Below are 26,518 nucleotides of genomic sequence, written 5' to 3' on the forward strand. Positions count from 1 at the left end.
ATGAAAATGTTACGATACGAGGGATGACTATTAAATTTAGGAAATGAGGTTTTCCCATGAGCGATCACGTACATGACGAATCATGTAATCATGACCACGACCACGAAGACGATATTTTTATTGTTACAGATAAAGATGGTGTTGAGCACGAAATGGTGATGGTATACACATTCGAAGCAGGCGAACAGCCTTATGCGGTTTTGCTGGATCGTAACGATCCTGAAGCTGACGGCGTTATTTTCCGGATTGAAGAAGAAGATGACGAAGCGTTCTTGGCCAGCATCGAGGACGAAGAAGAATGGGACCGCGTCGTTCAAATCTACAATCAAATCGTAGAAGAACAAGAGGCTGAATAAGCTAGCGGCGAACAAAAAAACCTTCCTGCAGGAAGGTTTTTTTATTGTACCGCCATAGGCAGAACCCTCTTATTTACGAGGATTAAAGTACATAATCCGGCCGTTGAACAAATGCAGCTCCGCCTTCCAAAGCTTGGCCAAATATTTGCAGAACTCGTTGCCTTTGGCCTTGTCCCCGTGCGTACAATCGTCGGGAAGCACCACTTGCACATAATTTCGCTCGATATCGCCGCTTTGTTCCTTGCCGGCCCCCATAACGATATATTTGTACAATGCGTTTTTACCTTTGAGGTAAAACCATGAGCCATCGGCTCCCGGTTTGGTTTCGATAGTATAGGGGAAACCTGCGTCGCCGTAATCCCAGCCTAACTGTTTGCCCGTGAGGTTCAGCTGTTCCTCGTAATGCAGCAGCTGTTCTTTGAGTTCATCCAAGGTCAAGGAAGAAAGAGTAGAGCCGTCAACAAACTTGATATAAGCGCTTTGAGCCATTACCTATACACCTGCCTGTATTGTGGACTGGAAAGGTTTTCATATACCGTATGACCATCATAGCATTTCGGGTATGGATTGACAATATGATGAGCGGTTGTATCATTATGGAGGGATGGTCTTCCGCGTTAACCGTCGGAAGAGTCAGGAGAGGGGAAGAGACGATGAGCAAAAGATTCGCAGGATATATGCTCGTTACCGATATGGACGGAACGTTATTGAACAGCGGTAAAATGATTAGTCCGGAAAATAAGCGGGCTATCGAACGGTTTGTCGAGCAGGGGGGGATGTTTACCCTTGCGACCGGGAGAATCGCCGGTTCCGTAAGGCGTTTTGCGGACGTGCTGCCGCTGACCGCTCCGGCCATTTTATATAATGGGGCGATGATGTACGATTTTGCCAACAATGAGGTGGTGTGGCAGAGAACGCTGCCCGAAGCGGCGCGTCGTGCGCTGCAGCAGGTCATGGACCGCTTTCCCGGGCTGGGCGTGGAAATTTACTGCGGCAGCGAGCCGTATTATTTGCGCGAGAACGAAGTGACGGATCATCACCGCAGCATGGAAAATTTCAAAAGGCCGGCGACCGAGAGCATGGAACTGCTGCCGGAGCCTTGGATTAAAGTGCTGCTGGCCTGGAATCCGGCGAAGTTAGATGAGGTGGAGGCTTTTACCGAACAGTTCAAGGAGAAGCTGACATGGGTTCGCTCGGACGATAAATATTTGGAAATATTGCCGGAGAACGCGACGAAAGGGCATGCGTTGGAGGAATTGATGGCGGCGAAAGGAATTGAGCGGGCGAAGTGCATCGCGATGGGCGATCACCTCAATGATCTGGAAATGCTGCGCAGAGCCGGCGTCGGCATCGCCGTAGCCAATGCGCACGCCTCGCTAACGGATGTATGCGATCGCACATGCAAGCATCATGACGACCATGCGGTGGCCGATGTTATCGAATGGCTGGAGAGAGAAGCAAATTAATAAGGAAGAAGCCTCCCAGTCGCCTTGCCGGCGGATTTGAGAGGCTTTTTCATTGAAGGAAGCCGCCGTTTAGAAGATAGCGGGCGTCTCCACGATCACTTTCACATTCTCGATGCTGCGGTCTTCAGGGCCTTTCACCGGAAGGCCTACCTCGACATGCTCGGTAATGTAGTCGATCAAATCTTGCGAGATGACTTCCCCGGGAAGCAGAATCGGAATGCCCGGAGGATAGACGTAAATAAACTCGGCGATGATCCGGTCGGCCGATTCCTTGAAAGGAATGATTTCCGTATCTCCATAGAACGCGTCACGCGGTGTCAGCGTAAGCTGCGGAATTTTCGGAATTTTAATGACCAGTTCGTTCGCCTGACGGATATTGTAATTTTGCCGAGACAGCTCGCGCAGCGCCTCAAGCAATGTGTCCACATTCTCTTTCGTATCCCCGGGGGTAATCAGGCAAAGAATATTGTACAAATCGCTGAGCTCCACTTCGATGTTGTAATGCTCGCGCAGCCAGTTCTCCGCGTCGTACCCGGTAATGCCGAGATGACGCACATGGACGTTGATCTTGGTCGGATCATAATCGTAGGTAGCTTCCTTGCCGAGAATCTCTTCTCCGAAGCAGCTCATCCCGGCAATTTCGTTAATGGATCTGCGGGCGTAATGAGCCAGCTCGATCGCCTGTTCGGCCATCTGCTTGCCGTTTAAAGCCAGATGTCTCCTGGCCGTATCGAGGGAAGCGAGCAAAATATACGAGGTGGACGTCGTCGTCAGCATGCTGATGATCGTCTTCACCCGGCGCGCGTTGATGCGTCCTTCCTTCACATTCAAGACGGAGCTCTGCGTCATCGAGCCGCCGAGCTTGTGGACGCTGGTTGCGGCCATATCGGCGCCCGCTTCCATGGCGGACATCGGCAGCTTGTCGCTGAAATGAATCAGCACGCCGTGCGCTTCGTCTACGAGCACAGGCATGTTGTAGCTGTGAACCAGCTCGACGATTTCTTTCAGGTTGGCGCATACGCCGTAATAGGTCGGATTAATGACCAGCACGGCTTTGGCATCCGGATGTCTCTCCAGCGCCCTTCTTACGGAGCGGGTCGTAATCCCGTGATCGATCCCCAGATTCTCGTCGCGGACAGGAGAGATGAAGACTGGCTTCGCTCCGGCAAAAATAATGGCGGCCATAACCGATTTATGCACATTGCGGGGAACGATGATCTTATCGCCCTGGGAGCAGACGGTCAATATCATCGTCATGATCGCGCCGCTCGTGCCTTGAACGGAGAAGAACGTATGATCGGCGCCGAAGGCGTCGGCGGCCAGCCGCTGGGATTCCTCGATGACGCCGGTCGGCTGATGCAGATCATCGAGCGGTGCTATATTGATAAGGTCGATGGACAGTGCGTTGTCACCGATAAACTGCCGGTACTCCGGGTCCATCCCGACTCCTTTTTTATGGCCTGGAATATGGAATTGAATTGGATTGCGCTCTGCGTGCTGCTTCAGAGCAGAGAACAGAGGAGTGCGACTATGATCCACTGTCATGCCTACCTTTCATAGTAAAATAAAGATAATCAGGGTCAAAATTTGACCCCAATCTTAGATATACTAAACCATACGGGGGGCGGATGCAAGCGGATTTTGCAATACCGGGAAAAACGCTGCCGCGAAAGCCGTTTTGCAGGCGCAAATGCCCCCGGATTTGTCCATTTTGTTAATCTTGCGACCGCTCATTTCCTTATAGAAAAAAGTTATGATACGATAGCTATATACTTTGGACTGGGAGGCTTTGGATACACTATGAAAAAACAGCTGGCCATTATTATGGTGCTGCTGATGACGATATTTATCGGCTTCGGCATCATTATTCCGGTGCTTCCCGACGCGGTGACGGGATCAGGAGCCAGCAGCTTTCACCTAGGCATGCTGCTGTCGATCTATTCTCTGGCTTCATTTCTGATGTCTCCGATCTGGGGAGGCATCTCGGACCGGATCGGCAGAAGGCCCATTATTATGATCGGAACGCTCGGCTTCAGCGCCAGCTTCTTTGTGTTCGGCATCGCCGACGGAAACCTGGCGCTAATGTACGCTTCAAGAATTCTCGGGGGGCTGTTCTCCGGAGCGGCAACCGCCTGCGCCGTCGCTTACGTCGCCGACATTACGACGGAGGAAAACCGGACTAAAGGAATGGGACTCGTCGGCATGTCCATCGGTCTCGGCTTCATCTTCGGGCCGGCGGTCGGCGGCATTTTGAGCCAGTGGGGCTTCCAGGTGCCGTTCTTTGCTTCCTCGCTGCTGGCGCTGGCTACGTTCTTCTTCGCGCTGGTCATGCTGCCCGAATCGCTCAGCCGCGACAAGCGGCGTCAGCCTCAGGCGGACAAGCCGTCGCGCTGGAGCGCTTTTGTCGGCTCGCTCAAATACTTGTATACCCTTTCGTTCTTCGTATCGTTTACACTGGCGGGCCTGGAGGCAACGCTGCTGCTGTTCGAGAAGGACAAGATCGGGGCCAGCTCGCTGGATCTCGGCATCATGTTCGCCGTTAGCGGCGTTGTCGGCGCCTTAATTCAAGGGGGCGTCGTTCGCCGGTTCATCAAGAGGGGGGATGAAGCCAAGGTCGTCGGCCTCGGCCTCGTATTGTCGGCGGTCGGCTTCGTGCTCATTTTGTTCTCGATGAACCTCACCACGGCATCGATTTATTTGTCCGTATTCGGGGCGGGCAATGCGCTGATTCGTCCTTGCGTAACCTCGCTGATCACGCAGAAAACGAAGGTAGGACAAGGCGTAGCGTCGGGCCTCAGCTCGTCGATGGATAGCCTCGGGCGGATTACAGGGCCGCTGCTCGGAGCGGGCATCTATCAATACAGCCAGCAGCTGCCGTTTTATATCGGCGCCGTACTGTCGCTCGCTGCGTTGTACTTGCTGTACCGTTTCATCGTCGTCGACCGGGAAACGAATCCATTGTCGCAGCGAGCCTAAGCCATAGAAACGAGAGTAAGCCGTTCAAGCTCACATGATGAGCCTGGACGGCTTTTTCATTGTTTTTCCATCGGGAGGATTAACCGCTCGTGTCCGGCTGCTCGCGACTGAACAATCGGTAGATGACGGCGACCGCTTCGGCCCGCGTCATCTTCTGGTCCGGCCGGAACGTTCCGTCCTCATAACCGTCAAACAACTTCGCTTCCCGTACCGCGCTGATGGCGTCTTTCGCCCAATATCCGGCCGGGACATCGCGGAACGCCGTTTCCTTGCCGGATTTCAGCATTTCGCTGCGCTCCAGAATGGCGGCGATTTCCGCCCGGCTGATCGTGGAATCGGGTCGGAACGTATGATCCGGATACCCGTTGACCAATCCGTAATCTACGGCCGTCATGATATAGGCTAGATCTTCCTTGTTCTTCCCGATGTCGGTTAGATCCGATTCGGTGCTGCCTGACAACGGGAGTTCCTTGGCTTTGACGAGATACCGCACGAATTCAGCTCTCGTAATCGGCTGATCCGGCTTGAAATCCAGTTGGCCCGTCGTTTCGTCACGATAGCCGTCAATGTAATTTTTGCGGAGCAGAGCGGTAATTTCCGCTTTCGCCCAATGGCTTGCGATATCGCGAAATTCGGGCAAAACGGCCGGACGGCCCGCAGCCTCCGTTGGAGAAGCGGCCTCCGCCGGAAGCGAGAGAGCGCCTAACCATACCGCAGCGCCTGTCAGAAGAGCAAAGATTAAATTGAAAGAGCGTTTCAAGGACATGAAAGCCGGCACCGCCTTAACATAGGTCGCTTTTTTTTCATTATAAACGAAAATAATGACGGAAGTGTGAAATATTTCGCATTTTTTGGCCGTATTTGCAGAAAAAAAGCCGTTCCCGTTTGAGCGGCGGAACGGCTACTGCATCTGTATCGTAAGCATCGGGCTTACTTGGATTCCTTCTTCTTGTCCGGCGCCTCGCCGCGCTTATGTTCGACCATTTTCTCGATCCATGGCGTCATCTCATCCTTGATCTTGACGATAAGCTGATCTTTGCTGATCCCTTTGGCCGCGGCGATTTCCGCCAATGACTTACCTTCGTGGAGCTGGGTCTTGAGCTGCTCCTCCGTTATGCCCAGAATGGCCGCGATCTTCGCGGGTTCGGGCAGCGCGCGGTGCTTCATCCGGTGATGACCGTGCCAGAAACCGCCCTTATGATTGACCATAAACGCGAGATGCTTGTCCATGCTCGCTTTGATCTTCTCCGCTTGGTCCGCCTGCAGTTTGCCTGCTTTAACCGCTTCGTCGATCTTTTGGATGCGGACGGCTTTCAGCTTGGCGATAAGATCCGCTTCGCTGATTCCTTTTTCCTTCGCGATTTCGGCGAGCGTTTTCTCTTTGAGCGCCGCGGAGAGGGCGGACGGCTCCATCCCGAGAATCGTCGCCGCTTCATCCAGAATCGGCAGCGCTTTATGCGAGCCTTTCTCGCCGGGCTGCAGCTTCTCGCTGCGCTGGTCGGACGGAGCCTGCTGCTTCGCCGGAGCGTCGGCATATACCTGCAGCTTGGAGCCGTACAGCGCCATACCGCCGAGCAGCATCGTGAAGGTCAAACCGGTGACGATCACTTTTTTCGTAGGAAAGCTTCTCATACTAGTGTTCACCCTTTCGCAAATAAGATAGGTCAGCCTCGAATGAAGATGGGCTAACTACCTTTAGCCTGTGCCGGATGTCTTAAAGTTAGTTTAACGCAACCTTAGAATTACATAAATTTTCCGGCGCGCTGTGTCGCGCTACAAAGTTAATCGTGCGCAGTTTTGGCCGGGATTATACAAAAAGGAATTAGATGGAAGCGTTTCGGGCCGTTTGATACAAAGGCATCAGCGTTCGAATCGTTTGTCTGACCAGGTCGAGTAACTGCTCTCCATCCGCCAGTACGGGATCGGAAGACAAGAGGGTGCGGCCGATCAGCAGCTCGGCTTTCTTCACATCGCGGAACCTCTCCAGCGCGGCTTGCAGCTCGTTGTCGCTAAGCTCGCCGAAGGCGACGGCGTCTTTCTTCATATGATCGAATGACAGCTTATAATCGCTTGGAATAATGTCGCGGAGCCGATCCAGCTCGTTCAAATAAGCCCGCGCGATCGCCTGCTTCTCCGGCAGCTCGTAGATGAGAGCGAGCCAGACGAACACTCTATCGTCGAAGAGGCCGACTTGAAAATGCGGATGCTGCTTGTAGCCGCGTTTATTATGGCAAAGCGCCATCCATGTATCGACCGGCGCGTTGACGGTTCTTCTCGCGTGCTTGGCGATATGCAGGAACATTTCATCCCCGGCGAGCACGGCCGTTTCATCGCACAGCGCGTCGCCTATCGCCTTGAATTTCGGTTGAATGAGACCTTGAATGCCCTCCATTCGAGCCTCCAGCCCCGGAGTCGTAAATACGTCGAAATCTGCTTGAGTAAAGCCTTGGAATGCCATGGGAGGTCCTCCTGAACGTATGAAAAATAATTGCTCTATGTATACGCATTTACTATACCATATGAGGATCGGAAGAGGCGAACGGGCTCATGCGGGCGACCTAAAAAAAACACAATTGCGATAAAAGGGATTCCATTGTTGAAAGCGGTTAAACACGGTAGGATAAAGCTGCACGATCGATCGCATCTGAAGAAACACTAAAAGGAGGGGCCGTATGGCTAGCAAAATTCAGGCGTCCGACAGGATCAGCTACAAGGCAATGACGCGGGCAAGCTTATCCAGCTACATGTGGAAGTATAAAACGCTGTATTTCATTACATTGCCGGCAATCGCTTACTTTATTATTTTCAAGTATATCCCGTTATTCGGATCGGTGATCGCTTTTCAGAACTACAATATTTTTCAAGGCATTTCCGGGAGCAAGTGGGTGGGACTGGCCCATTTCAAGCGGATGTTCGAGCATTACGATTTTTTGAACATTTTGAACAACACCTTGTTAATCGGCCTTTACGACCTGGTATTCGCCTTCCCGGCACCGATTATTTTGGCGCTGCTGCTCAATGAATTGCGAATCGTTTTTTACAAAAGAATACTGCAGACGATCGTGTACATGCCGCATTTTTTGTCCTGGGTTATCGTCAGCGGCATAGCGATCGGCATCTTGTCGCCGTCGACGGGGATCGTGAACCAGTTCGTCTCATGGCTGGGCCATGAACCGGTCTACTTTCTCGGGGAGGAGTCCTACATCCGCTCGGTGCTGATAGGCTCGGGCATTTGGCGGGATTCGGGCTACGGCACGATCATTTATCTCGCTGCGCTCGCCGGCATTAATCCCGATCTGTACGAAGCGGCCGAGGTGGACGGGGCGAGCCGCTGGCGTCAGACGCTGTCCATTACGCTGCCTTCGCTGATGCCTACCATTATGATCATGTTTTTGCTGCATATCGGTAAATTCCTCGATTTCGGCTTTGAGCGCGTATACGTATTTTTGAATCCGCTGAATATCAACAACGGGGAAATACTGGATACGTACATTTATAAAGCGGGTCTGCAAAGCCAGCAGTACAGCTATACGACGGCAATCGGCCTGTTCAAATCGGTCGTAGGGCTGCTGCTTATCGTCATCGGAAACGTGCTCAGCAAAAAAACGACAGGCGAGAGCCTCTATTGATCCGCTAGGCGGACCGACAAACAAGCGACGCTTACAGGTGAGGAGATGTTGGATATGAAAAAGACAAGCGTTGGCATGCAGCTGTTCGGCGGAGCCAATCTATTGTTTTTGACCGCGCTCGGTTTGGTAATGTTTCTTCCGTTTTTAAATGTGCTCGCACAATCGTTCAGCAGTTCCGAAGCGATTATTAGCGGGAAAGTCGTTTTTACTCCCGTCGATTTTACTTGGATTAACTATCAATATGTATTCAGCGACGCTTCGATCTGGAGATCGCTCGGCATTACCGTCTATATTACGGTCGCCGGAACGCTTATTAATTTGATCGCAACCGCTTCGCTCGCCTACCCGTTGTCGAGGCAGGAATATGTGGGACGCAAATATGTCGTCTTCTTCGTGCTCATCACGATGGTGTTCTCGGCGCCGCTCATTCCGAATTTCATTTTGATGAAAAGCTTGAATTTGACGAATTCGCTGTGGGCGCTGCTGCTCCCGGGGGCGATCAACGCTTTTAATTTCTTCGTCATGCGCGCTTTCTTCATGCAAATACCCGTGGAAATTATCGATTCGGGGCGAATCGACGGCTGTTCGGAGCTGCGGATGATTTCCAGCATCGTGCTTCCGTTATCCAAGCCCGTTATGGCTTCGCTAGGCATCTTTTATGCCGTCAACCATTGGAACACGTACATGGCGGCGCTGTATTACGTGAACAAGCCGGCCTTGTGGCCGCTGCAGGTCAAGCTGCGTCAGCTTATCGAAGCCGACGATATCAATATCGATCCTTCGGCGTCCCAGTTCAGCGGGCTGGCCCATTCGAACCCGGAAGGGATCAAGATGGCGACGATTATGATCGCTACCCTTCCGATCGTGCTCATTTATCCGTTTTTGCAGAAGCATTTCGTCAAAGGGATGATGATCGGCTCGATCAAGTCCTGATCGTTTCCGAAGAGCCGTTTCTAAAAAAATGACAATAGAAGCCAAAGCGATTCCATTGTTCGCTCGTGGCCGCTGCTTCTACAATGTAGCTATATTGAAAGCGCTGTTACAAAAGTTTCCGGCGCTGAATGTATACATCCTGACAGAAAAGGGGCAAACACAATGAAAACATGGATCAAGGCCGGAATGGCCTCCGTACTTGCGGCATCGGCATTGGCCGGCTGCGCGGGCAATAACGAACAAGCGCCGGCGGCGGAAGGCGGCCAACCGGCGGGAAAGGCGAAGTTCTCCATCTCGATGCGGACGCTCGCTTTTAACTACGTAGAGAAATCGCCCAATATTAACGAAGACAAGTGGGTCAAACGGCTGGAGGAGAAGACGAATACCGACCTGGACATCATTCTCGTCCCTCATAAGGAATTCGAAACGAAAATGACGCAAATGTTCGCGACCAACGATATTCCTGACGTCGTGCAAGGCAGCGGGGGCGTATCCGGGAAAGAAATGGCCGGTTCCGTACAGGCCGGCGTGTTCATGCCGCTCGACGATCTGCTGCAAAAATACGGTCAAAACCTGCTGAAAAAAATTCCGAAGGAAGCATGGCAAAAGGAAACGTATCAAGGGAAAATTTATGCGATACCCGAATTTCTGTCCAATCCTTCTCGCCGGGCTACGGCGATCCGCAAAGATTTGCTCGACAAGGCCGGTCTGCCGATCCCGAAAACGGTGGACGACTATTTGAACGTCCTGCGCAAATTTAAGGAGATGGGGGTCGAGAATCCGTATCAAGGACGGGAAAACTTCAAATACGCCGATACGTTCTTCGGACCTTTCGACGCTTATCCGTATTTGTCGATGATGATGCAGCAGGGCGACCAGATCGTGCCGAAGTTTTTCAACAGCGACAATATGATGAAGGCTCTGCAAACGTACAAGACGATGTACGACGAAGGGCTGATCAACAAGGAGTTCGCTACGATTAACCCGACGACGTATAAAAACTCGATTTTGGCGGGCAAATCCGGCATCTGGACGATGAACGCCAATGAAGTGCTGCAATGGGAGCAGCAGCTTAAAGCGAACGTGCCGGACGCCAAGGTGGAATTGATTCCTTCCCCTGTCGGCCCTGACGGCAAGGGTGGGTATTACTTGTACAACTCCGTCACGCGGGCTTGGTTCATCAATAAAAATGTGAAAAATCCCGAGAGCATCATCAAGTTTTTCGATTGGATGTTGTCCGATGAAGCGGAGCAGTTTTTCACCTTCGGCGTAGAGGGCGAGAATTACACGATGGAGAACGGCAAAATCAACTATAAGGCGCCGACCGATCCGCAGGCTGTCGATGAAGAGCGCTACCGCCAAGCATTTCTGTGGATGGTGCAGGATACGACGTATAATAAGGGAACGCTCAGCTTGACCGAAGAAGGAAAGAAACTGATGAACATCTATGATACAATGTTGTCCAAGGAAGGCCGGGACGGCATCCAGTTCGAGCCGCGTCTCGACGCTTATATCGCCAATCCGGACATTTCTCCGGAATCCGACTATGCGGCGCCTATCGTGCTTCAGCATATGGTGAAGATGGTATACGGCAAGGAGCCTATCTCCGATTGGCCTAAAGTGATCGAGGAATGGAAGAGCAAGGGCGGCAAAGACGTCGTCAAGGAAGCGACCGAGAAGTTTAATAGCAAAGACCCGAACGTAACAATCAGCATGCCGCGCCGTTAATTCGGGCGGACATAGGCCGGCAGGCCATGCGATTCGGGCGCGATGCTCCTCACGCCGGCCGGCGCGGGGAGCATGCTTGTACGTCGAGATGTACGCTGCAGACGGTAACAGCCGCAGATTGAAACATAAGGGGGCGCCTCATGTACAGAATATTGATTGCAGATGATGAACCGGTGATCCGTAAAGGGCTGCAAAAGCTGATCGAGCAATCGGGCCAGCCTATCGCCAGCTTGCGGCTTGCCGAGCACGGATGCGATGCGCTGCAGCAAATTCGGGAGGAACGGCCCCATTTTTTATTTACGGACATTCGGATGCCGAAGATGGACGGGCTCGAATTGTGCAGACGTACGGCGGAATGGGATTCGGACATACAAATCGTCGTCGTGTCGGGATACAATGATTTTGAATATGCGCAAAAGTGTTTGTCTTACGGCGTAAAGGAATATTTGCTTAAGCCGATCAGCAAAAAATCGGTGGAGGCGGCCTTGGAGAAGCTGGCCAAAGCTTATGCGAAGCAAGCCTCGCAGCCGTTCGTTTCCGTCTCCCGATTGGAGCAGTGGGTCAGCGCGGCGGAAGAAGCCGTGTGGAACCTGCAGCACGACCGGCTGCTGGAAATTATCGGATTCGTCAGGCAGGAGCTGGCCTCCTGCGGGTTGAAGTTATATCAGACGATCGAGGTGCTTGCGGAGTTCTCGGCGCTCTTGATCAAAAGATTGAACGTCAGGGATGTGTTCGTCTTCACCGATAAGCTCCGGCTGGATCAGGTGCAGTCGGAGAGCGAGGCCGTAAGCCTCTTTCAGAGCGATCTGGAGCTGATGCTGCAGGAGCTTAAGGCAAGGCGCAGAGGGAAGCTGCGGGATCATGTGGAGGAAGCGAAGCTCTATATTGAAGAGCATTTGAACGAGGAGGTGTCGCTGGAAGAGGTTGCCGACCGGATCGGGCTGAATCCGTCCTATTTCAGCCAACTGTTCAAGCAGTCGACCCAGGAGACGTTCGTGCAGTACCGCACCCGCCGGCGGATGGAAAAGGCCAAGAAGCTGCTTGCTCTGCCGCACTACCGGATCACGGACATATCCGGCGAGGTCGGCTACGCCGATCATCCGCATTTTACCAAGACGTTCAAGAAATATACCGGCGAGCTGCCTTCCGAATACCGAAGCAGGTTGGGGATTGACTAACATGAAAAAGCGAACGCTTTCAGGTCAAATGTACGTTTATTTTTCCATCATCATCGTATTGTCTCTGGCTACTCTCGGCATCGTGTCGTACTTGCAGTCATCCCGGGCGCTGGACCGCCAGGTGGAGCAGTACATGGAGCAAATGATCGAAAGCGCCGCTTATCAGACCGATATTTATTTGCAAACGTATGAGCTGTTGAACAACGCGTTCTCGTCGAACCCCGATGTCCGGGCGTTTTTCGATATCGGGCGCAACGATTCATACGAATATTACTACTATTCGGAGCGAATTAAGAAATTCGCCTCCCAGTCGGTACAGTCAATCGTGACGCTGTACAAACAGCTGAATTCGATTTATGTCGTAGGCTTGCAGGGAAGGGCGGTCATTTACGACAACCAGAACTTTCTCATTCAGGAGACAGGCCTTAGCGACCGCACGTATCAAATGCTTATGCAATCGATTCCAAGCGACGGCAGCATCGTGCTGCTCGACATGAGCATCCGGCCCGAGGATCAGGGAACGGTGGTGACGCTGGCGCGGAAAGTTCGGGGAGCCGCTTACGAACCCGAATTTAAAGGGATCGTAGCCATCGAATTCAAGCTGCAGGAGCTCGCCAAAATTTGGGACCGCGTCAATATCGGCAAGGACGGTTACTTCTTTATTATGCACGACAAAGGAAGCCCGATCTATCATCCGCCGTTTGTCACTCCCGATGAGTCCGTGCTGGGCGCGATTTCCCGGCATCTTGCCGACAGCGCCGACAAAGTGTTCGTCGAGCCGTACAACGGCGAGCAGCGGATGTTCGTCGCCCGCAAGTCGGACTACTCCAAGTGGACGCTTGTCGTCTCCATGCCGGTCAAGGAGCTGCGCAAGCCGATTTCGACGATCCGCAGCACGACGCTGCTCGTCGGCATGATCACGCTGCTGCTGGCGTTGTTTCTGGCGTTCCGCTTCGGGCAATCGATGCTCGCTCCGATCCGCGAGCTGAAGGAGAGTATGCGCGAGACGGAGAAGGGCAATTGGCAGCACATCGAAGAAATCGACCGCACCGACGAGCTCGGCGGGCTGATTCACAGCTACAATCTGATGGTTACCCGGCTGTCGGAAATGATCGACAAGGTGTATGCGGCCGAGCTTCAGCAGCAGAAGGACGCGCTGCAGATTCAGGAGAGCGAGCTGGAGCGGCACCGGGCGGAGTTCCAGGCGCTGCAGCTGCAGATCAATCCGCATTTTCTGTACAACACGCTGGAGACGATCAACTGCTACGCTATCGTCCAGGATTCCCACGAAATTACCGAGATGGTCGAGGCGATGGCCTTCATGCTGCGTTATTCGATCCAGACGAATCTGGAAGAAATAACGGTGGCGAACGAGCTGAATCATGTCCGCAATTATATGATTATTTTACAGCACAGAATCGACCGCGAATTCGAGATCGAAGTGGTTATTTCTCCGTCGCTGCTGCTGGAGAAGATGGTGCGGCTGACTCTGCAGCCCGTTGTGGAAAATATTTTCCAGCATGCCTTCGGCAATGGCATCGAGCCGCATCATTTCATCCGGATCGACGCCCGGAAAGAAAACGGTTACTTCCTGGTCACCGTCGAAGATAACGGCGCCGGCATTCCGCCGGAGCAGCTTAGCAAGCTGCAGGAGCAGCTCAGCCTGAACCGGCTATCGGAAGATCAGCCCAACTCCGGCGGACGCAGGGGAGGCATAGGATTGATGAATGTGCACCGGCGCATTCAGATGGTGTTCGGAGAGCAGTACGGGTTGCAGGTGGAGAGCGAATGGGGCAAAGGCAGCCGCTTTATTTTGACGATGCCCGATTTGCCCGATAAGATGCAAATCTAACAAATTTATTTTTAATAGGGAGGAATGAAGATGAATACGCAGTTAAACGGACTCATCGCATTGGTGACAGGCTCGAATACGGGCATAGGGAGGGCTATCGCCCTGCTGCTCGCCGCTAACGGCGCCAAGGTCGGGGTGACTTACTTGAACAATAAAGAGCAGGGAGAGGAGACCGTCGCGATGATTCGCGAAGCGGGCGGACAAGCGGCGCTGTTCCAGGCCGACGTGTCGGATACGGAGCAGATCGACAGGCTGGTCGCAGGCGTTGAGGAGGCGCTGGGCGGCACGGTCGATATTTTGGTGAATAATGCCGGGCATTTGATCAGACGCTGCCCGAATACCGAGATGACCGAAGAGCTGTACGACCAAATCATGAACGTCAACCTGAAAAGCACCGTGTTCATGTGCAAGCGCGTGCTGCCGGGCATGAAGGCCAAAGGCTTCGGCCGCATCGTCAACATGTCCTCGGTTGCCGCGCATAACGGCGGCGGTCCGGGCTCGAGCATCTACGCCGCGAGCAAGGCGGCGATTGCCAGCTACTCCAAGGGCTTGGCGAAGGAAGCAGCCGCAGACGGCATTACGGTCAATATCGTCTCGCCCGGGTTTATCGGACAGACGGCGTTCCACGCTACGTTCACGACGGATGAAGCCCGCAAAGCGACGGTAAGCGGCCTGCCGCTCAAGCGGGAAGGAACGCCGGAGGATGTCGCCGGCGCCGTGCTCTATCTCGTATCCGATCTGGCGTCCTACTTGACCGGGGAAACGATCGAAATTAACGGCGGCATGCTGATGAGATAACGCTTCTGGGAAGCGAGCAGATGCAAGAGACAGACATCCGGCCCGGGAGGCCGGAGCATGGAGGGAGATATACAACCGTGACTCAACCGTTATATCAGCCGCAGAGCGGCGTTCTGACCGTACAATATTCGCCCGACGAGCATACCCGGCTGATCGAGAATCCGCCGCGCTTCACCTGGATTCCCGCGCAGCTGGAGAATGACCGCTACACGCTGCAAATTTCCCGGTCGCCGCAATTTGCGCCGGAGGAGACCGAGACGGTACGCTCCGTACCGTACAATCTGTATACGCCGGATCATGCGCTTGCGCCCGGCGATTATTATTGGCGCTATGCGCTGCTGCTTAGCGGCGATGAGGAAGCGGCGGCGCATGGCGATGCCGGCGGCGAAGATGCGCCGCGCAGCGAGTGGAGCGCGGTGCGCCGCTTCACGGTGCCGGCAGGGCTGCCCGAGACGCCGCTTGCCGGGCGCGAGGAGCGCTACGCGCAGGCTGCCCCGGCGCATCCGCGCCTGTGGCTGCAGGCGGAGGAGCTGCCGGCGTTCCGCCGCAAGGTGCAGACCGATCCTGCCGGGACGGGCTGGGACGCGTTCTACGAGCGCTCCGTCGCTCCTTGGATCGGCCGCGAGCTAATCGCCGAACCGCTTCCTTATCCGGGCAATAAGCGCGTAGCCGGCTTGTGGCGTCAAATGTACATAGACTGCCAGGAAGCGCTGTATGCGATCCGCCACCTCAGCGTCGCCGGAGTCGTGCTGGAAGATCCGGCGCTGATCGCGCGCGCCAAAGAGTGGCTGCTGCATGTAGCCTCCTGGGATGTGCAGGGGCCTACCAGCAGAGATTATAACGACGAGGCGGCCTTCCGGGTTGCCGGCGCCCTGGCGTGGGGCTACGATTGGCTCTACGGCCATCTGACGGAGACGGAGCGGGAGGAGGTGCGCGGCAGGCTGCGGCGGCGCACCGAGCAGGTCGCGTTCCATGTAATCGAGCGCTCCAAGATCCATCATGTGCCGTTCGACAGCCATGCGGTGCGTTCGCTGTCCTCGGTGCTCGCCCCTTGCGGCATCGCCATGTTCGGCGAGGAGGACAAGGCCAAAGAATGGCTCGATTATACGCTTGAATATTACGCTTGCCTGTATACGCCGTGGGGAGGCGCCGACGGGGGATGGGCGGAAGGGCCGATGTATTGGACGACCGGGATGGCCTTTGTGACCGAAGCGCTGAACTTGCTGAAAAAATATACGGGGATCGATTTTTATGCCCGCCCGTTTTTTCAAAAAACCGGCGATTTCCCGCTGTACTGCTTCTCGCCGGACACGCTGCGCGCCAGCTTCGGCGACCAGTCCACGCTCGGCGATCCGGTCAGCCTGAAAACCGGCTTCAATATTCGCCAGTTCGCAGGCATTACGGGCAACGGCATGTATCAATGGTATTACGAGCAAACGCGCGCCATCGATACGGACTCGGAGATGAAATTTTATAACTACGGCTGGTGGGATTTCCGGTTCGACGAGATGATGTACCGCCACGACTATCCGGCCGTTGAAGCCGCGGCTCCCGAGCGGATCGAGCCGGTCAAATGGTTCCGCGATATCGGCTGGGTCGCGTTCCACGCCCATATGGACCGGCCGGACGACCATATTATGCTGCTGACCAAAAGCAGCCCTTACGGCTCGATCAGCCACAGCCACGGCGACCAGAACGGCTTCCTGCTGCATGCCTACGGCGAGCCGTTAGCCATCGAGAGCGGCTATTACATCGCCTTCGGCAGCACGATGCATCGGAATTGGCGCAGGCAGACCCGTTCGACGAACAATATTTTGATCGACGGACAGGGTCAGTACGCGGGGACGAACAAGGTGCTCAATATGGCCGCTTCGGGCGCCGTAGAAGCTGTGGAGCGGCATTCCGGATACAGCTACTCCCGCTGCAACGCGACGGCCGCCTACAAGGAGAACGTGCCTTATCTGGACCGCTATGTCAGGGAGCTGTATTTCTTCAACGAATCGTATGTCGTCGTCGTCGATACGATCGACCTGTCCGAGCCGGGCAGCGTCGACTGGCTGCTGCATACGCTGCATCCGATGAAGCTCGGCGCGCAATCGTTCCTGATGCGGGGGACGAAGGCGGATCTGGACGGACGGTTCGTGTATTGCTCCTCCGGCGATATGCGGCTCACGCAAAGCGACGAATTCCCGGATGTCGACCCGGCGGAGATCGAAGGGCTTGCCAAGCAGTGGCATTTGCAAGCTTCGACGCCGGCGGCGCGGAGCCATCGGATCGCCGCTCTGCTGGTGCCGCTGCGCAAAGGGGAACCGAAGTACGTATCGTATTTTATGGACGATCAGGATCACGGCGTTCATCTGTATTTTACGGAGGATGGCGTCACGCATAAAGTGGAAGTGTCCAAAGCGTATTGACGGGAAAGAAGGGAAGCGGGGGCTTTCTCATACAGAGGGCGCTAATCTAAACAAAAGAGGAACGGATCTTGGCATCCGCTCCTCTTTTGCGATTCGTCCGTTGTTGGCAACCGGCCGGTTATTCGGCCATGACAGCCGTTCTTATTTGCCGGCTTTGACTTCTTCCAGCAGGCTGAGGTCGACAAACTTGCTCAAGTCAAGCTCTTCTTTCTTCACGTCTTTAATATAGCCGGCATCGATCGATACTTTGGCCATTTCTTCAATCGCTTCCTTGCTGACGTCGGTCGTCAAGTTCAATCGGGACAGCGCGGCTTTGATCAGCGCAATGTCCATGCCTTTGCCGCTCAACGCTTTCAGGCGGTTGTTGATCAGCTCGTAGGACTCGTCCGGATTTTTCTTGATGTACTCGATCGCATCGGCGTTCGCTTGGATCGCCTGCTTCGCCATATCACGGTGCTCTTTGAGGAACTTATCGCCCGCTACGAGAATGGTCAAAGGATAGTTGCCGTTGTTCGGCGGAATTTTATCCCAGTCGACGATGATTTTGCCGATGCCTTCCTGTTCCATTTGCGTGCCCCACGGTTCGGGGATGAGCGTAGCGTCGATTTCTTTTTGACGCATAGCGACCAGCGTATCGGCCGGAGCGCGGGCAATGATCTGCACGCCGGATTTGTCGGTGGTGACGTTCAGGTTGTTTTGCTTCAGCAGCAGGCGCAGCGAAATTTCATTCGTGCTGCCTTTGGTCGGAATCGCTACGGTTTTGCCGACCAGATCTTTCGGGCTGGAGATGCCGGAATCCTTGCCCGCTACGAGCACCGCGCCGCCGTTGTTGGAGCCGGAGATGACGCGGAAGTTTTTGCTTTTGATGAATTGGTTGGTGGAAGGGCCGGGACCGACGAAGCCGAGATCGATTTCGCCCGTTGCGAGCGCCGTCGAGAAATCGGAGCCGTTATCGAACGGCGTCACTTCGATTTTGACGTTGTCGCCCCAGTATTTTTGGAACAAGCCTTTTTCCAGAGCGACGTAGCCGGCAGCGTGCGTGACGTTCTTGAAGATGCCGAGCTTGACGGTCGAAGCCGGTGCGGACTTGCCTCCGGCGGCTGCGCCGTCCTTGGCCGCTTCGTCTTTTTTGCCGCAAGCGGACAGTACCAGAACGGCGACCATAAGGATGGCGATAAGGACGGATACTTGTTTTTTCATTGTATAACTCCCCTTTTTCTTATGCGAATAGTTTGAATAAAGGCTTCGGAAAAGGAGCGGATTCCGCCGGTTAGCCCGGCGCCGCCCGTCTTGTTCAAGTTACTTCTGCTTGCCCGATAAACCGTAGCGAATCAGAATCGTGTCCTCCAGCCGCTTGAAGCAAAAATGGTCGGACAGCGTGCCGAGCACCGCGATAATGATGACGATCGACAGCATGAGCGCCGTGTCGGCCAAGTTCCGGCCGTCCTGCAGCAGCTGGCCGAGCCCGACGCCTTTGGCGATCAATTCGCCTGCGACGAGCGCGCGCCACGCGAAAGCCCAAGCGACGCGTACTCCCGTAATCATATGCGGGAACGCCGCGGGCACCATAACCTGATAGAACATTTTGAACCCGTTGCCGGTTCCCATCGTCTGCGCCGCCTTCAGGTAGAGCGGGGGGATGTTCATAATGCCCGTCCGGCTCGACATCGCCATCGTCCAGGTAGCGCCTAACGCCGTGATGAACACGACGGAGAAATCGTTCATCCCGAACCAGATGATGGCAAACGGCAGCCAGGCAATGCTCGGAATCGTCTGCAGGGCGACGACCAGGAAGCCGAGCGTATCGTCCAGGAAACGGTATCTGGCGAACAGGAAGCCGAGCACCGTGCCGAGCGCGATAGAAATAATGAAGGCGGTAAGCAGCCTGCGAATACTCTCAATCGTCGCCTCCAGCAGCTGGCCGTGGACGAAGCCGTCGTAGAACGCCTGGAAGGTCTGGGTGACGGAAGGGAATTTCCAGCCCCAATCGAAGATTCTAAATCCCGCTTCCCATGCTATCAACAGCAGAACCAGAAAGATCGTTCTTCTTAATGCTGTACTCATCGCCCATTTCCTCCTTTACCACTTTTTCCAGCTCGTCGGCCAGCGCGTCCATAATGCTGCTTTCGACGTGGTGGAGCACCGGGTCGGACAAGTCGCGCGGTCTGGCCGCCCGGACGGCGAATTCCTTCTTGATCGTTCCGGGACGCGTCGACATCACGAGCACTCTGTCGGAGAGGATAACCGCCTCGCGGATGTTATGGGTGATGAACAGTATCGTCTTGCGGGTGCGCATCCAGATTTCTTCCAGCTCTTTGTGCAAAATGAGCCGCGTTTGTTCGTCGAGCGCCGCGAACGGCTCATCCATCAGCAGTATTTCCGGGTCCATCGCCAGCGCTCTGGCAATGGCCGCTCTCTGCTTCATGCCGCCGGACAATTCATGCGGGTAGCGGTCGGCGAACCGGCTTAGGTGCACGGCTTTGATCTGCTCCATGGCCATCGCTTCGCGCTCTTTTTTGCCGATGCCCTTCTGCTTCAGTCCGAACGCGACGTTGTCGAGCACGGTCAGCCACGGGAACAGCGCATGCTCCTGAAAGACGACGACCCGATCCGGTCCCGGCGTGCTGCAAGGCTTGCCGCCAACCAGAATCTTTCCTTGCTCGGCTTGCTCCAGTCCAGCAACCAGATTGAGCAGCGTTGACTTGCCGCAGCCCGACGGGCCGAGCAGCGAGACGAATTCCCCTTTTTGAATCGTAAGCGATACGTTGTCGATGGCCGTAAACGACCCGCCCGTACGCTGATGAAACGTCTTGCTCACCTCTTTAATTTCGATCAATGACGTTCACTCCCCCTGAGATCCAGCTTCTGGTTCCAATGTCCTATAACAATGTAGGCCTTTTTATTCGATAAAATAGATAAGGTATGCCGATAAATGTATAATCCATCATTCCGACCGGCTTTGTGTGAGATGTTGCGAATAGTAAGCTGTAACAAGCGGACGCCGCATTCTTCCTATCGTGCGGAGCCGGGAATGGATCAACTTATACCAACCTATTTTATCGGAATTGAAATGTTTGTCAATATAAAGTTTTCATAAAAAGGAGAAATGTCGTTTCGTGGCGAATAAGTGGCGGATCGCTTGCGGCATTTTACCATGAATTTACCAATTTCGAGAAAGGTTTGACTGCAATGAAACGATGGAAACGAGTGCTGATCATGGGGGCGGTTTTGGGAGGTACGTTTACCGCGGGCGTCTATGCGGAGGATGTGCTGCAGAGAGTGGAAGCCTATTTGCGGCCGGACTTCAGCATTGTGCTCGACGGCAAAGCGATCCAGCTTGAAGGGCCGACTCTCGTGTATCAGGACAAGAGCTACTTACCGCTCAAAGAGCTGGGCAATATGCTCGGAGTGAATATTTTGTGGAAGGGCGACAACAAGACGATTTACATTAACAGCCGGATTAATCCCGAGCAGCCCGCGGAGGATGCCAATACAACTTATGAGGAATTTACGCTGCGCTCGCCTTCTTCGCAGATGGTCACTTATTTGGGAGCCGACTACCCGCTGTTGACGGTATATGCCGCGGAAGGCAGCACGGGTCCGTATTACCGGCTGTCCGATATCCGGAGGATGGGAATCGATACGGAAGGGCTGAAGAAATCCAAGGAGAAGCTGACCGGCGAGTTGTATGTCAGCGACGGCGAGGCCAGGAAGCGTTGGGGCAAGGGAGTGACGCCGAGCCGCACGAATAGGGACAACTATGTGATCGCGGGAGAGCTGAATTCCGATAAGACCGCCAAGCTGAAGGACTACGTGAAGAGCACAGCCAGCTTCAAAATCAAAGATTTCAGCTACACGACAAGGCCGATTATGATTGAAAAGATCGACGGCGAAAACCGCTACGAATATTTGGTGTACCAGACAATGTACGGCCGGGGCAACGGCTACAGCATTACGCAGAGCCATTATTTCCGCGCCATTCTGCGGCTGGATACATCCGGCTTCGGCGACAATCTGACGTATACGGTCAATGTGGAGTCGCGGACGGATTTGAACGACGAATTAGAGAAGAAAGAGAACCAGAAGGCCGAGGATTCGGCCAATCCGTAAAAATCCCTGCGAGAAATCGGCCTAAGAGCCGATAGGGGGTCGGAGCGGCGTCAGCGTTCGCCTGTTTCGCCTATGCAGACGAATTGTATCCGGAAATCCCTATCGGCCGCAGGCAGCGCATAAATCGCCACGGCGTCCCCGCAAAGCCCCTGAATCCGCTTCAAAGCTTAGGCCCGATATTGCGGGTTTTTTTTGCATGAAAAAAATGGATTAAAATAAACGAAAAAAAGTCAATAATCCAAGTTGCTAAATCATATGATTCATAATAAGATAGAATTAAGTAACTGAATTGTCTGAAAATTCTATCAACATTTGGAACGATCCGAAGAACAGCGGGTGAACCCGAGAAGGAGCGGATGGTTCGCGGGGGCTTACGTATCAATTGGGAGGGGATTGCCGTGAGTAAAAGTCATGAAGTGGAATACTGCAACCTTGAGTTACGATTTGACCGTCGGCTAATCCGTAACTTCATTAAAGCCTTAATTCAGGAAGGGTATTCGTTATATTGGAACGAGAGCGACCAGCAGTTCATTGTCTCGATCCGCACCGGGAGAAAGCTGGTGAAGCTGAAATTTCAGCGCATCGGCGAACGATATAAGATCGTCGGCAACTACTCGTTCAAGGACGAAAAACTGGCGGAATTAATGGAGAAAATGATCGGAGATACGCGAGGTCATGCGGTGGTGAAACGGTTTAAGGACAGACAAATTTTAATTGAAAATATTATGTTCGGTGAAATTATACGGATGGTCGAAATATCGGGTGTCGAGCACAAAGTACTGTTTCAGAAGGAGCCGGTGGTCACGGTGGAGGAAATGATGCAGGCGTTTCGGTCCAAGCGGCCCGACGATCGGATTCCCGTGCTTCGGTTAGAGCTCGACTACGAGCTGGCTACATTGCATGACGCTCTGAAGACGGGAGATGCTCAGGCAGTGAAAACATGCAAGGAAAGGTTGATGGAACTCAGGCATGAAATGCTTCAGCTGGAAATGTGAATACGCTTTTAACATGGTCTGTGTTTCATGCACAGGCCATTTTTGTTGCCGGTTCGGATGAAGCCATCCTCCGCGGAGGGGCTTGCGCGACCATGAGGCGCGCTGCCGGCAAAGCCGCAAAGCGGCGCGGCTGCTGGGAAAAAACGCAAAACAAATCAATATAACGCAAAAAATGTTCGTTGTTAACGTGTGCAGCTGTATGATATGATAAAACGGAGGTGGTAGGATTGAGCGTTACGATCAAAGACATTGCCAAGCTTGCGAATGTCTCGCATACGACGGTCTCCAGAGCGCTGAACGACAGCCCGTTGATCAACCAGGAGACGAAGGAGCGAATCCAGCAGCTGGCGGCCAGCTTGCATTACACCCCTAACTACAGCGCCAAAAGTTTGGTCCTTGATCGATCATACAACTTGGGATTGTTTTTTTCAACACTTCATACCGGTACGTCGGCCGGCTTTTTATACGAGGCGGTCAAAGGCGTTAACGAAGTGATCGAAGATCGGTATAATTTGATCGTAAGGGGTATTGACGATTATAAGAGCTTCCACAAGATCAACCGGAAAAGCTACGACGGCATCATCGTCATGAGCCAGAGCGCAACGGACCAGCCGTTCATCGATTACGTGACGGAACGGGAAATCCCGCTCGTGGTGCTCAACCGGCAGATCGAGCATGGGCAAGTGATGAATTTGATTCCCGACGACCAGCGGGGAGCCTACCGCGTCGTGGAATATTTGATTAGCCAGGGTCACACCAACATCGCGATCATCGAAGGGAAAGAAAATTTCAAATCGACGCAGGCGCGGCGCGAAGGCTACAGGCAAGCGATGGAGAAGCATCAAGTAATCGTAAGGGACGAGTACAGGGAACGTGGAAATTACGACGTGGAGAGCGGGTATGCCGCCATGTCGCGCCTTCTTACGCTGAAGCAGCGTCCGACGGCTGTTTTTTGCTGCAACGATGAGATGGCCCTCGGCGCGATTAAAGCGATCAACGAGAAGCAGCTCGCCGTGCCCGGAGACATATCCGTCGTCGGCTTCGACGATCAGCTGTTCTCGGCGTTCGTGACGCCGGCGCTGACGACCGTTCGCAGGCCCATCGAAGAAATCAGCAGAGAGGGAGCGGCCAAGCTGCTCACTTTTATAGAAAACAAGCATATCGAGAAAGAAACCATCTTCATCCATACGGAGCTCGTTATACGGGATTCCGTTAAAACGATCGCAGGAGGCGTGTAAGAAGCATGAGTATTTTGAGACAGGTTCTTGAAGAAATTCCGATTCCGCAAATGGTGCGCATCCGTCAAAAGTTCGACGACACGAAGATCGATAACTTGACCGAGGTGCTGGAGCAGGAACTGCAGAAGCCGGGCACGATCGACCGCATCAAGCCGGGCCAGCAGGTCGCCGTTGCCGTCGGCAGCCGCGGCGTGGCCAACATCGCCTTGTTCACCAAAGTCACCATCGACGCCATCAAGCGCGCGGGCGGCGAGCCGTTCATCGTTCCTTGCATGGGCAGCCACGGCGGAGCGACGGCGGAAGGACAGAAGGAAGTGCTCCATCATCTCGGCGTGTCCGAAGAGACGATGGGGGCGCCGATCCGCTCCTCCATGGAAGTCGTCAAGCTCGACGAGCTGCCTAACGGGTTGCCCGTCTACGTGGACAAGATCGCTTCGACCGCCGATGCGATCGTAGTCATCAACCGTGTCAAGCCTCATACCGCTTTCCGCGGCCGTATCGAGAGCGGGATTATGAAGATGATCTCCATCGGGCTCGGCAAGCAAAAAGGCGCGGAAGCATGCCATCAGCTCGGCTTTAAGTACATGGCGGAGAACGTTCCGGCCATGGCCAATATTATGCTCAAAAAGCTGCCGATTATTTTCGGCGTCGCGCTTGTGGAAAACGCCTATGATCAGACCTGCCGCATCGAGGTGCTCCCGGCCGAACAAATCGAATCCCGCGAAATGGTGCTGCTGGAGGAAGCGAAAGCTCGCCTGCCGAAAATTTTGTTCGATCAAATCGACGTGCTCGTCATCGATTATATCGGCAAAAACATCAGCGGCGACGGGATGGACCCGAACATTACCGGTCGTTATCCGACGCCTTACGCTCACGGCGGTCCCGACGTGTCGAAGATGATCGTGCTCGATTTGACCCCGGAAACGAAGGGCAACGCGAACGGCGTCGGTACGGCCGATTTCACGACGCAGCGCTTGGTCGACAAGATGGACCGCGCCGCTACCTTCGTCAACGGCTTAACGTCCACCGTGTGCGCGCCGACTAAGATTGCGACTACGCTCGATAACGACTTCTATGCGATTAAAGCGGGAGTCAAAACTTGCAACATTTTGGATTACACCAAATGCAGGCTCGTGCGGATTCAAGATACGCTCCATTTGGGCGAAATCGAAATTTCGGTCAACTTGCTGGAGGAAGCGAAGCTTCATGCGGATATCGAGATTTTGAGCGAGCCTTACGACTTGCAATTTGACAGCGAAGGGAATTTGGCGAAATGAGTTTGACTTTACAAAAGCCTTATATCATTGCGGCCGACCTCGGCACGACCAGCGCCAAAACGCTGGTCATCGACCGGGACGGCCGGGTTCTAGCTTCGAATTCCAACGAATACCCCCTGCATACGCCGAGACCCGATATGGCGGAGCAGGACCCGGATGAAATTTTTCAAGCGGTTGTCAGCGGCATTCAGGCCGTCGTCGCCAAAGCGCGGATTTTGCCGAGCCAGGTGCTGTGCGTGTCGTTCAGCTCGGCCATGCACAGCCTGATCGCCGTAGACCGCGACTTGAACTTGCTGACGCCGTGCATTACGTTCGCGGATAACCGCAGCGTAGCCTACGTCAAAACGCTCAAGGAAGAACTGAACGGGCATCAGATTTATATGAATACCGGAACGCCGCTGCATCCGATGTCTCCGCTGCTTAAGCTGATGTGGTTCCGCGATCATCGTCCCGACATTTTCGAACAGGCTTATAAGTTTATCGGTATTAAAGAATACGTTTTTGCCAAGCTGTTCGGCCAATTTGTCGTCGATTATTCGATCGCGAGCGCAACCGGGCTCTTCAACCTGCGCAATTTGCGCTGGGACGAGCAGGCGCTTGAAGCTTGCGGAGTGCGCGAAGAGCAGCTCTCCGAGCCGGTATCGACCGTGCATCATCTCTCGGGAATGAAGCCGCAGTATGCCGAGGCGATGGGGCTGCATGCCGATACGCCGTTTGTCGTCGGCGCGTCCGACGGCGTGCTGGCGAATTTGGGCGTCGGCGCCTTCGAGCCAGGCGTGTATGCGGTGACGATCGGCACGAGCGGCGCGGTGCGCGGCGTCGTGCGCGAACCGGTGACCGATCCGAAAGGCCGTTTGTTCTGCTACGCGCTGAAGGAAGATTTCTGGGTTGTGGGCGGAGCCATTAACAACGGCGGCATCATGTTCCGCTGGGTGCGCGACCAGCTCGCCACCGCGGAAGCGGAGGAAGGTCGCCGCAGAGGGCTTGATCCTTACGACTACCTGACCTCGCTGGCCGAGGAAGTAGCAGCCGGCTCGGACGGGCTTATTTTCCTTCCGCTGCTTGCTGGCGAGCGCGCTCCGTATTGGAATGCGAACGCGCGCGGCGTATTTTTCGGGCTGTCGCTGTATCATCAGAAGAAACATATGATTCGCGCGGTGCTGGAAGGCGTCGTATACCGGATCCATTCGGTGCTCGGGGCGCTTGAGGAGCTATCCGGCCCGACGAAGGAAATCCGCGCGTCCGGCGGGTTCGCGAGATCCCCGTTCTGGCTGCAGTGTATGGCCGACGTCACCGGGAGCTCGGTAGCCGTACCGAACTCCATCGAAAGCTCGGGGCTTGGCGCCGCTCAGCTCGGCATGCTGGCTATGGGCGAGATCAAAGACTTCTCCTCCGTGCACAACTGGATGCAAATTCAGCACAGTCACCGGACGGACGACGGGAATTATCAGTTGTATAAGCAGTTGACAAATATTTATAATCGTGTGTACCATCAGTTGAAGGATGAATTTGATGCGATTGCTGCGTATCAGCAGGAGCACGCGAAGTAATCCGCTCCAAGGAGTTGC

Annotated in this window: 23 protein-coding genes; 15 read left to right on the plus strand and 8 right to left on the minus strand. The window is 54.2% G+C overall.

Going from position 1 to position 26,518, the window contains the following annotated elements; translation table 11 throughout:
- Positions 1–56: 56 nt before the first annotated feature.
- Positions 57–356 carry a DUF1292 domain-containing protein gene (locus N0M98_RS04375; protein ID WP_249862649.1) on the plus strand — a complete coding sequence of 100 codons (300 nt, stop codon included), beginning with the start codon at positions 57–59 and terminating at the stop codon, positions 354–356.
- 69 nt (positions 357–425) lie between these two features.
- Here N0M98_RS04375 and N0M98_RS04380 read toward each other — a convergent pair whose 3' ends face one another.
- Positions 426–845, minus strand: a complete 420-nt coding sequence (locus N0M98_RS04380; protein WP_249862650.1) for a DUF1885 family protein — start codon at positions 843–845, stop codon at positions 426–428.
- Between the two features lie 164 nt (positions 846–1,009).
- On the opposite strand from N0M98_RS04380, the gene N0M98_RS04385 reads away from it, so the two are divergent.
- Positions 1,010–1,822, plus strand: coding sequence for an HAD family hydrolase (locus N0M98_RS04385; RefSeq protein WP_259617049.1), 813 nt, complete (start codon positions 1,010–1,012; stop codon positions 1,820–1,822).
- 69 nt (positions 1,823–1,891) lie between these two features.
- On the opposite strand, the gene N0M98_RS04390 is transcribed toward N0M98_RS04385, so the two are convergent.
- A complete protein-coding gene (locus N0M98_RS04390) occupies positions 1,892–3,361 on the minus strand; it encodes an aminotransferase class I/II-fold pyridoxal phosphate-dependent enzyme (RefSeq protein WP_445933605.1) in 1,470 nt (489 codons plus the stop codon).
- 261 nt (positions 3,362–3,622) lie between these two features.
- Between N0M98_RS04390 and N0M98_RS04395 the strand changes: the two genes are divergently transcribed.
- Positions 3,623–4,798 (plus strand): MFS transporter, encoded by a 1,176-nt coding sequence (locus tag N0M98_RS04395; protein WP_249862653.1) that lies wholly within the window; start codon positions 3,623–3,625, stop codon positions 4,796–4,798.
- A gap of 79 nt (positions 4,799–4,877) precedes the next feature.
- Here N0M98_RS04395 and N0M98_RS04400 read toward each other — a convergent pair whose 3' ends face one another.
- From N0M98_RS04400 to N0M98_RS04410, 3 genes are all read right to left on the minus strand, one after another.
- The gene (locus tag N0M98_RS04400; RefSeq protein WP_259617050.1) at positions 4,878–5,564 is read right to left on the minus strand and encodes an S-layer homology domain-containing protein; all 687 of its coding nucleotides are present in this window, start codon (positions 5,562–5,564) and stop codon (positions 4,878–4,880) included.
- Positions 5,565–5,728: 164 nt separating this feature from the next.
- Entirely contained in the window at positions 5,729–6,430 is a 702-nt protein-coding gene (locus N0M98_RS04405) for a hypothetical protein (protein WP_259617051.1), read from the minus strand.
- A 190-nt stretch (positions 6,431–6,620) separates the two neighbouring features.
- Positions 6,621–7,256, minus strand: coding sequence for a YktB family protein (locus N0M98_RS04410; RefSeq protein WP_259617052.1), 636 nt, complete (start codon positions 7,254–7,256; stop codon positions 6,621–6,623).
- Positions 7,257–7,470: 214 nt separating this feature from the next.
- On the opposite strand from N0M98_RS04410, the gene N0M98_RS04415 reads away from it, so the two are divergent.
- The 7 genes from N0M98_RS04415 to N0M98_RS04445 all read left to right on the plus strand — a co-directional run bounded on the left by N0M98_RS04415 (position 7,471) and on the right by N0M98_RS04445 (position 17,330).
- Positions 7,471–8,427, plus strand: coding sequence for an ABC transporter permease (locus tag N0M98_RS04415; RefSeq protein WP_259617053.1), 957 nt, complete (start codon positions 7,471–7,473; stop codon positions 8,425–8,427).
- Between the two features lie 54 nt (positions 8,428–8,481).
- Complete coding sequence (locus tag N0M98_RS04420; protein ID WP_259617054.1) at positions 8,482–9,360, plus strand: carbohydrate ABC transporter permease; 879 nt, start codon at positions 8,482–8,484, stop codon at positions 9,358–9,360.
- Positions 9,361–9,522: 162 nt separating this feature from the next.
- The gene (locus N0M98_RS04425; protein WP_249862659.1) at positions 9,523–11,088 is read left to right on the plus strand and encodes an extracellular solute-binding protein; all 1,566 of its coding nucleotides are present in this window, start codon (positions 9,523–9,525) and stop codon (positions 11,086–11,088) included.
- 140 nt (positions 11,089–11,228) lie between these two features.
- Positions 11,229–12,266 (plus strand): response regulator transcription factor, encoded by a 1,038-nt coding sequence (locus N0M98_RS04430; RefSeq protein ID WP_249862660.1) that lies wholly within the window; start codon positions 11,229–11,231, stop codon positions 12,264–12,266.
- A gap of 1 nt (position 12,267) precedes the next feature.
- Positions 12,268–14,118, plus strand: coding sequence for a cache domain-containing sensor histidine kinase (locus N0M98_RS04435; RefSeq protein WP_259617055.1), 1,851 nt, complete (start codon positions 12,268–12,270; stop codon positions 14,116–14,118).
- A 30-nt stretch (positions 14,119–14,148) separates the two neighbouring features.
- Complete coding sequence (locus N0M98_RS04440) at positions 14,149–14,916, plus strand: SDR family NAD(P)-dependent oxidoreductase (protein ID WP_259617056.1); 768 nt, start codon at positions 14,149–14,151, stop codon at positions 14,914–14,916.
- A 20-nt stretch (positions 14,917–14,936) separates the two neighbouring features.
- On the plus strand, positions 14,937–17,330 hold the full coding sequence (locus N0M98_RS04445) for a DUF4962 domain-containing protein (RefSeq protein ID WP_445933606.1): 2,394 nt from the start codon (positions 14,937–14,939) through the stop codon (positions 17,328–17,330).
- A 141-nt stretch (positions 17,331–17,471) separates the two neighbouring features.
- On the opposite strand, the gene N0M98_RS04450 is transcribed toward N0M98_RS04445, so the two are convergent.
- From N0M98_RS04450 to N0M98_RS04460, 3 genes are all read right to left on the minus strand, one after another.
- A complete protein-coding gene (locus tag N0M98_RS04450; RefSeq protein WP_249862664.1) occupies positions 17,472–18,530 on the minus strand; it encodes an ABC transporter substrate-binding protein in 1,059 nt (352 codons plus the stop codon).
- A 99-nt stretch (positions 18,531–18,629) separates the two neighbouring features.
- On the minus strand, positions 18,630–19,394 hold the full coding sequence (locus tag N0M98_RS04455; RefSeq protein ID WP_249862665.1) for an ABC transporter permease: 765 nt from the start codon (positions 19,392–19,394) through the stop codon (positions 18,630–18,632).
- Positions 19,327–20,166 (minus strand): ABC transporter ATP-binding protein, encoded by an 840-nt coding sequence (locus N0M98_RS04460; protein WP_249862666.1) that lies wholly within the window; start codon positions 20,164–20,166, stop codon positions 19,327–19,329. Before N0M98_RS04460 ends, N0M98_RS04455 begins: the two co-directional genes overlap by 68 nt.
- A 353-nt stretch (positions 20,167–20,519) precedes the next feature.
- On the opposite strand from N0M98_RS04460, the gene N0M98_RS04465 reads away from it, so the two are divergent.
- From N0M98_RS04465 to N0M98_RS04485, 5 genes are all read left to right on the plus strand, one after another.
- Positions 20,520–21,440: a stalk domain-containing protein gene (locus tag N0M98_RS04465; RefSeq protein ID WP_259617058.1), complete on the plus strand. Its 921-nt coding sequence runs from the start codon at positions 20,520–20,522 to the stop codon at positions 21,438–21,440.
- 398 nt (positions 21,441–21,838) lie between these two features.
- Positions 21,839–22,435, plus strand: coding sequence for a YkzI domain-containing protein (locus N0M98_RS04470; protein WP_249862668.1), 597 nt, complete (start codon positions 21,839–21,841; stop codon positions 22,433–22,435).
- Positions 22,436–22,662: 227 nt separating this feature from the next.
- Entirely contained in the window at positions 22,663–23,673 is a 1,011-nt protein-coding gene (locus N0M98_RS04475; RefSeq protein ID WP_259617059.1) for a LacI family DNA-binding transcriptional regulator, read from the plus strand.
- A 5-nt stretch (positions 23,674–23,678) separates the two neighbouring features.
- Positions 23,679–24,950 carry a nickel pincer cofactor-dependent isomerase, group 22 gene (locus tag N0M98_RS04480; protein ID WP_249862670.1) on the plus strand — a complete coding sequence of 424 codons (1,272 nt, stop codon included), beginning with the start codon at positions 23,679–23,681 and terminating at the stop codon, positions 24,948–24,950.
- The gene (locus tag N0M98_RS04485) at positions 24,947–26,500 is read left to right on the plus strand and encodes a gluconokinase (RefSeq protein ID WP_259617060.1); all 1,554 of its coding nucleotides are present in this window, start codon (positions 24,947–24,949) and stop codon (positions 26,498–26,500) included. Before N0M98_RS04480 ends, N0M98_RS04485 begins: the two co-directional genes overlap by 4 nt.
- The last annotated feature ends 18 nt before the right edge of the window (positions 26,501–26,518 follow it).

It is taken from the genome of Paenibacillus doosanensis, assembly GCF_025060755.1.
In the GTDB taxonomy this organism is placed as follows: Bacteria; Bacillota; Bacilli; order Paenibacillales; family NBRC-103111; genus Paenibacillus_S; species Paenibacillus_S doosanensis.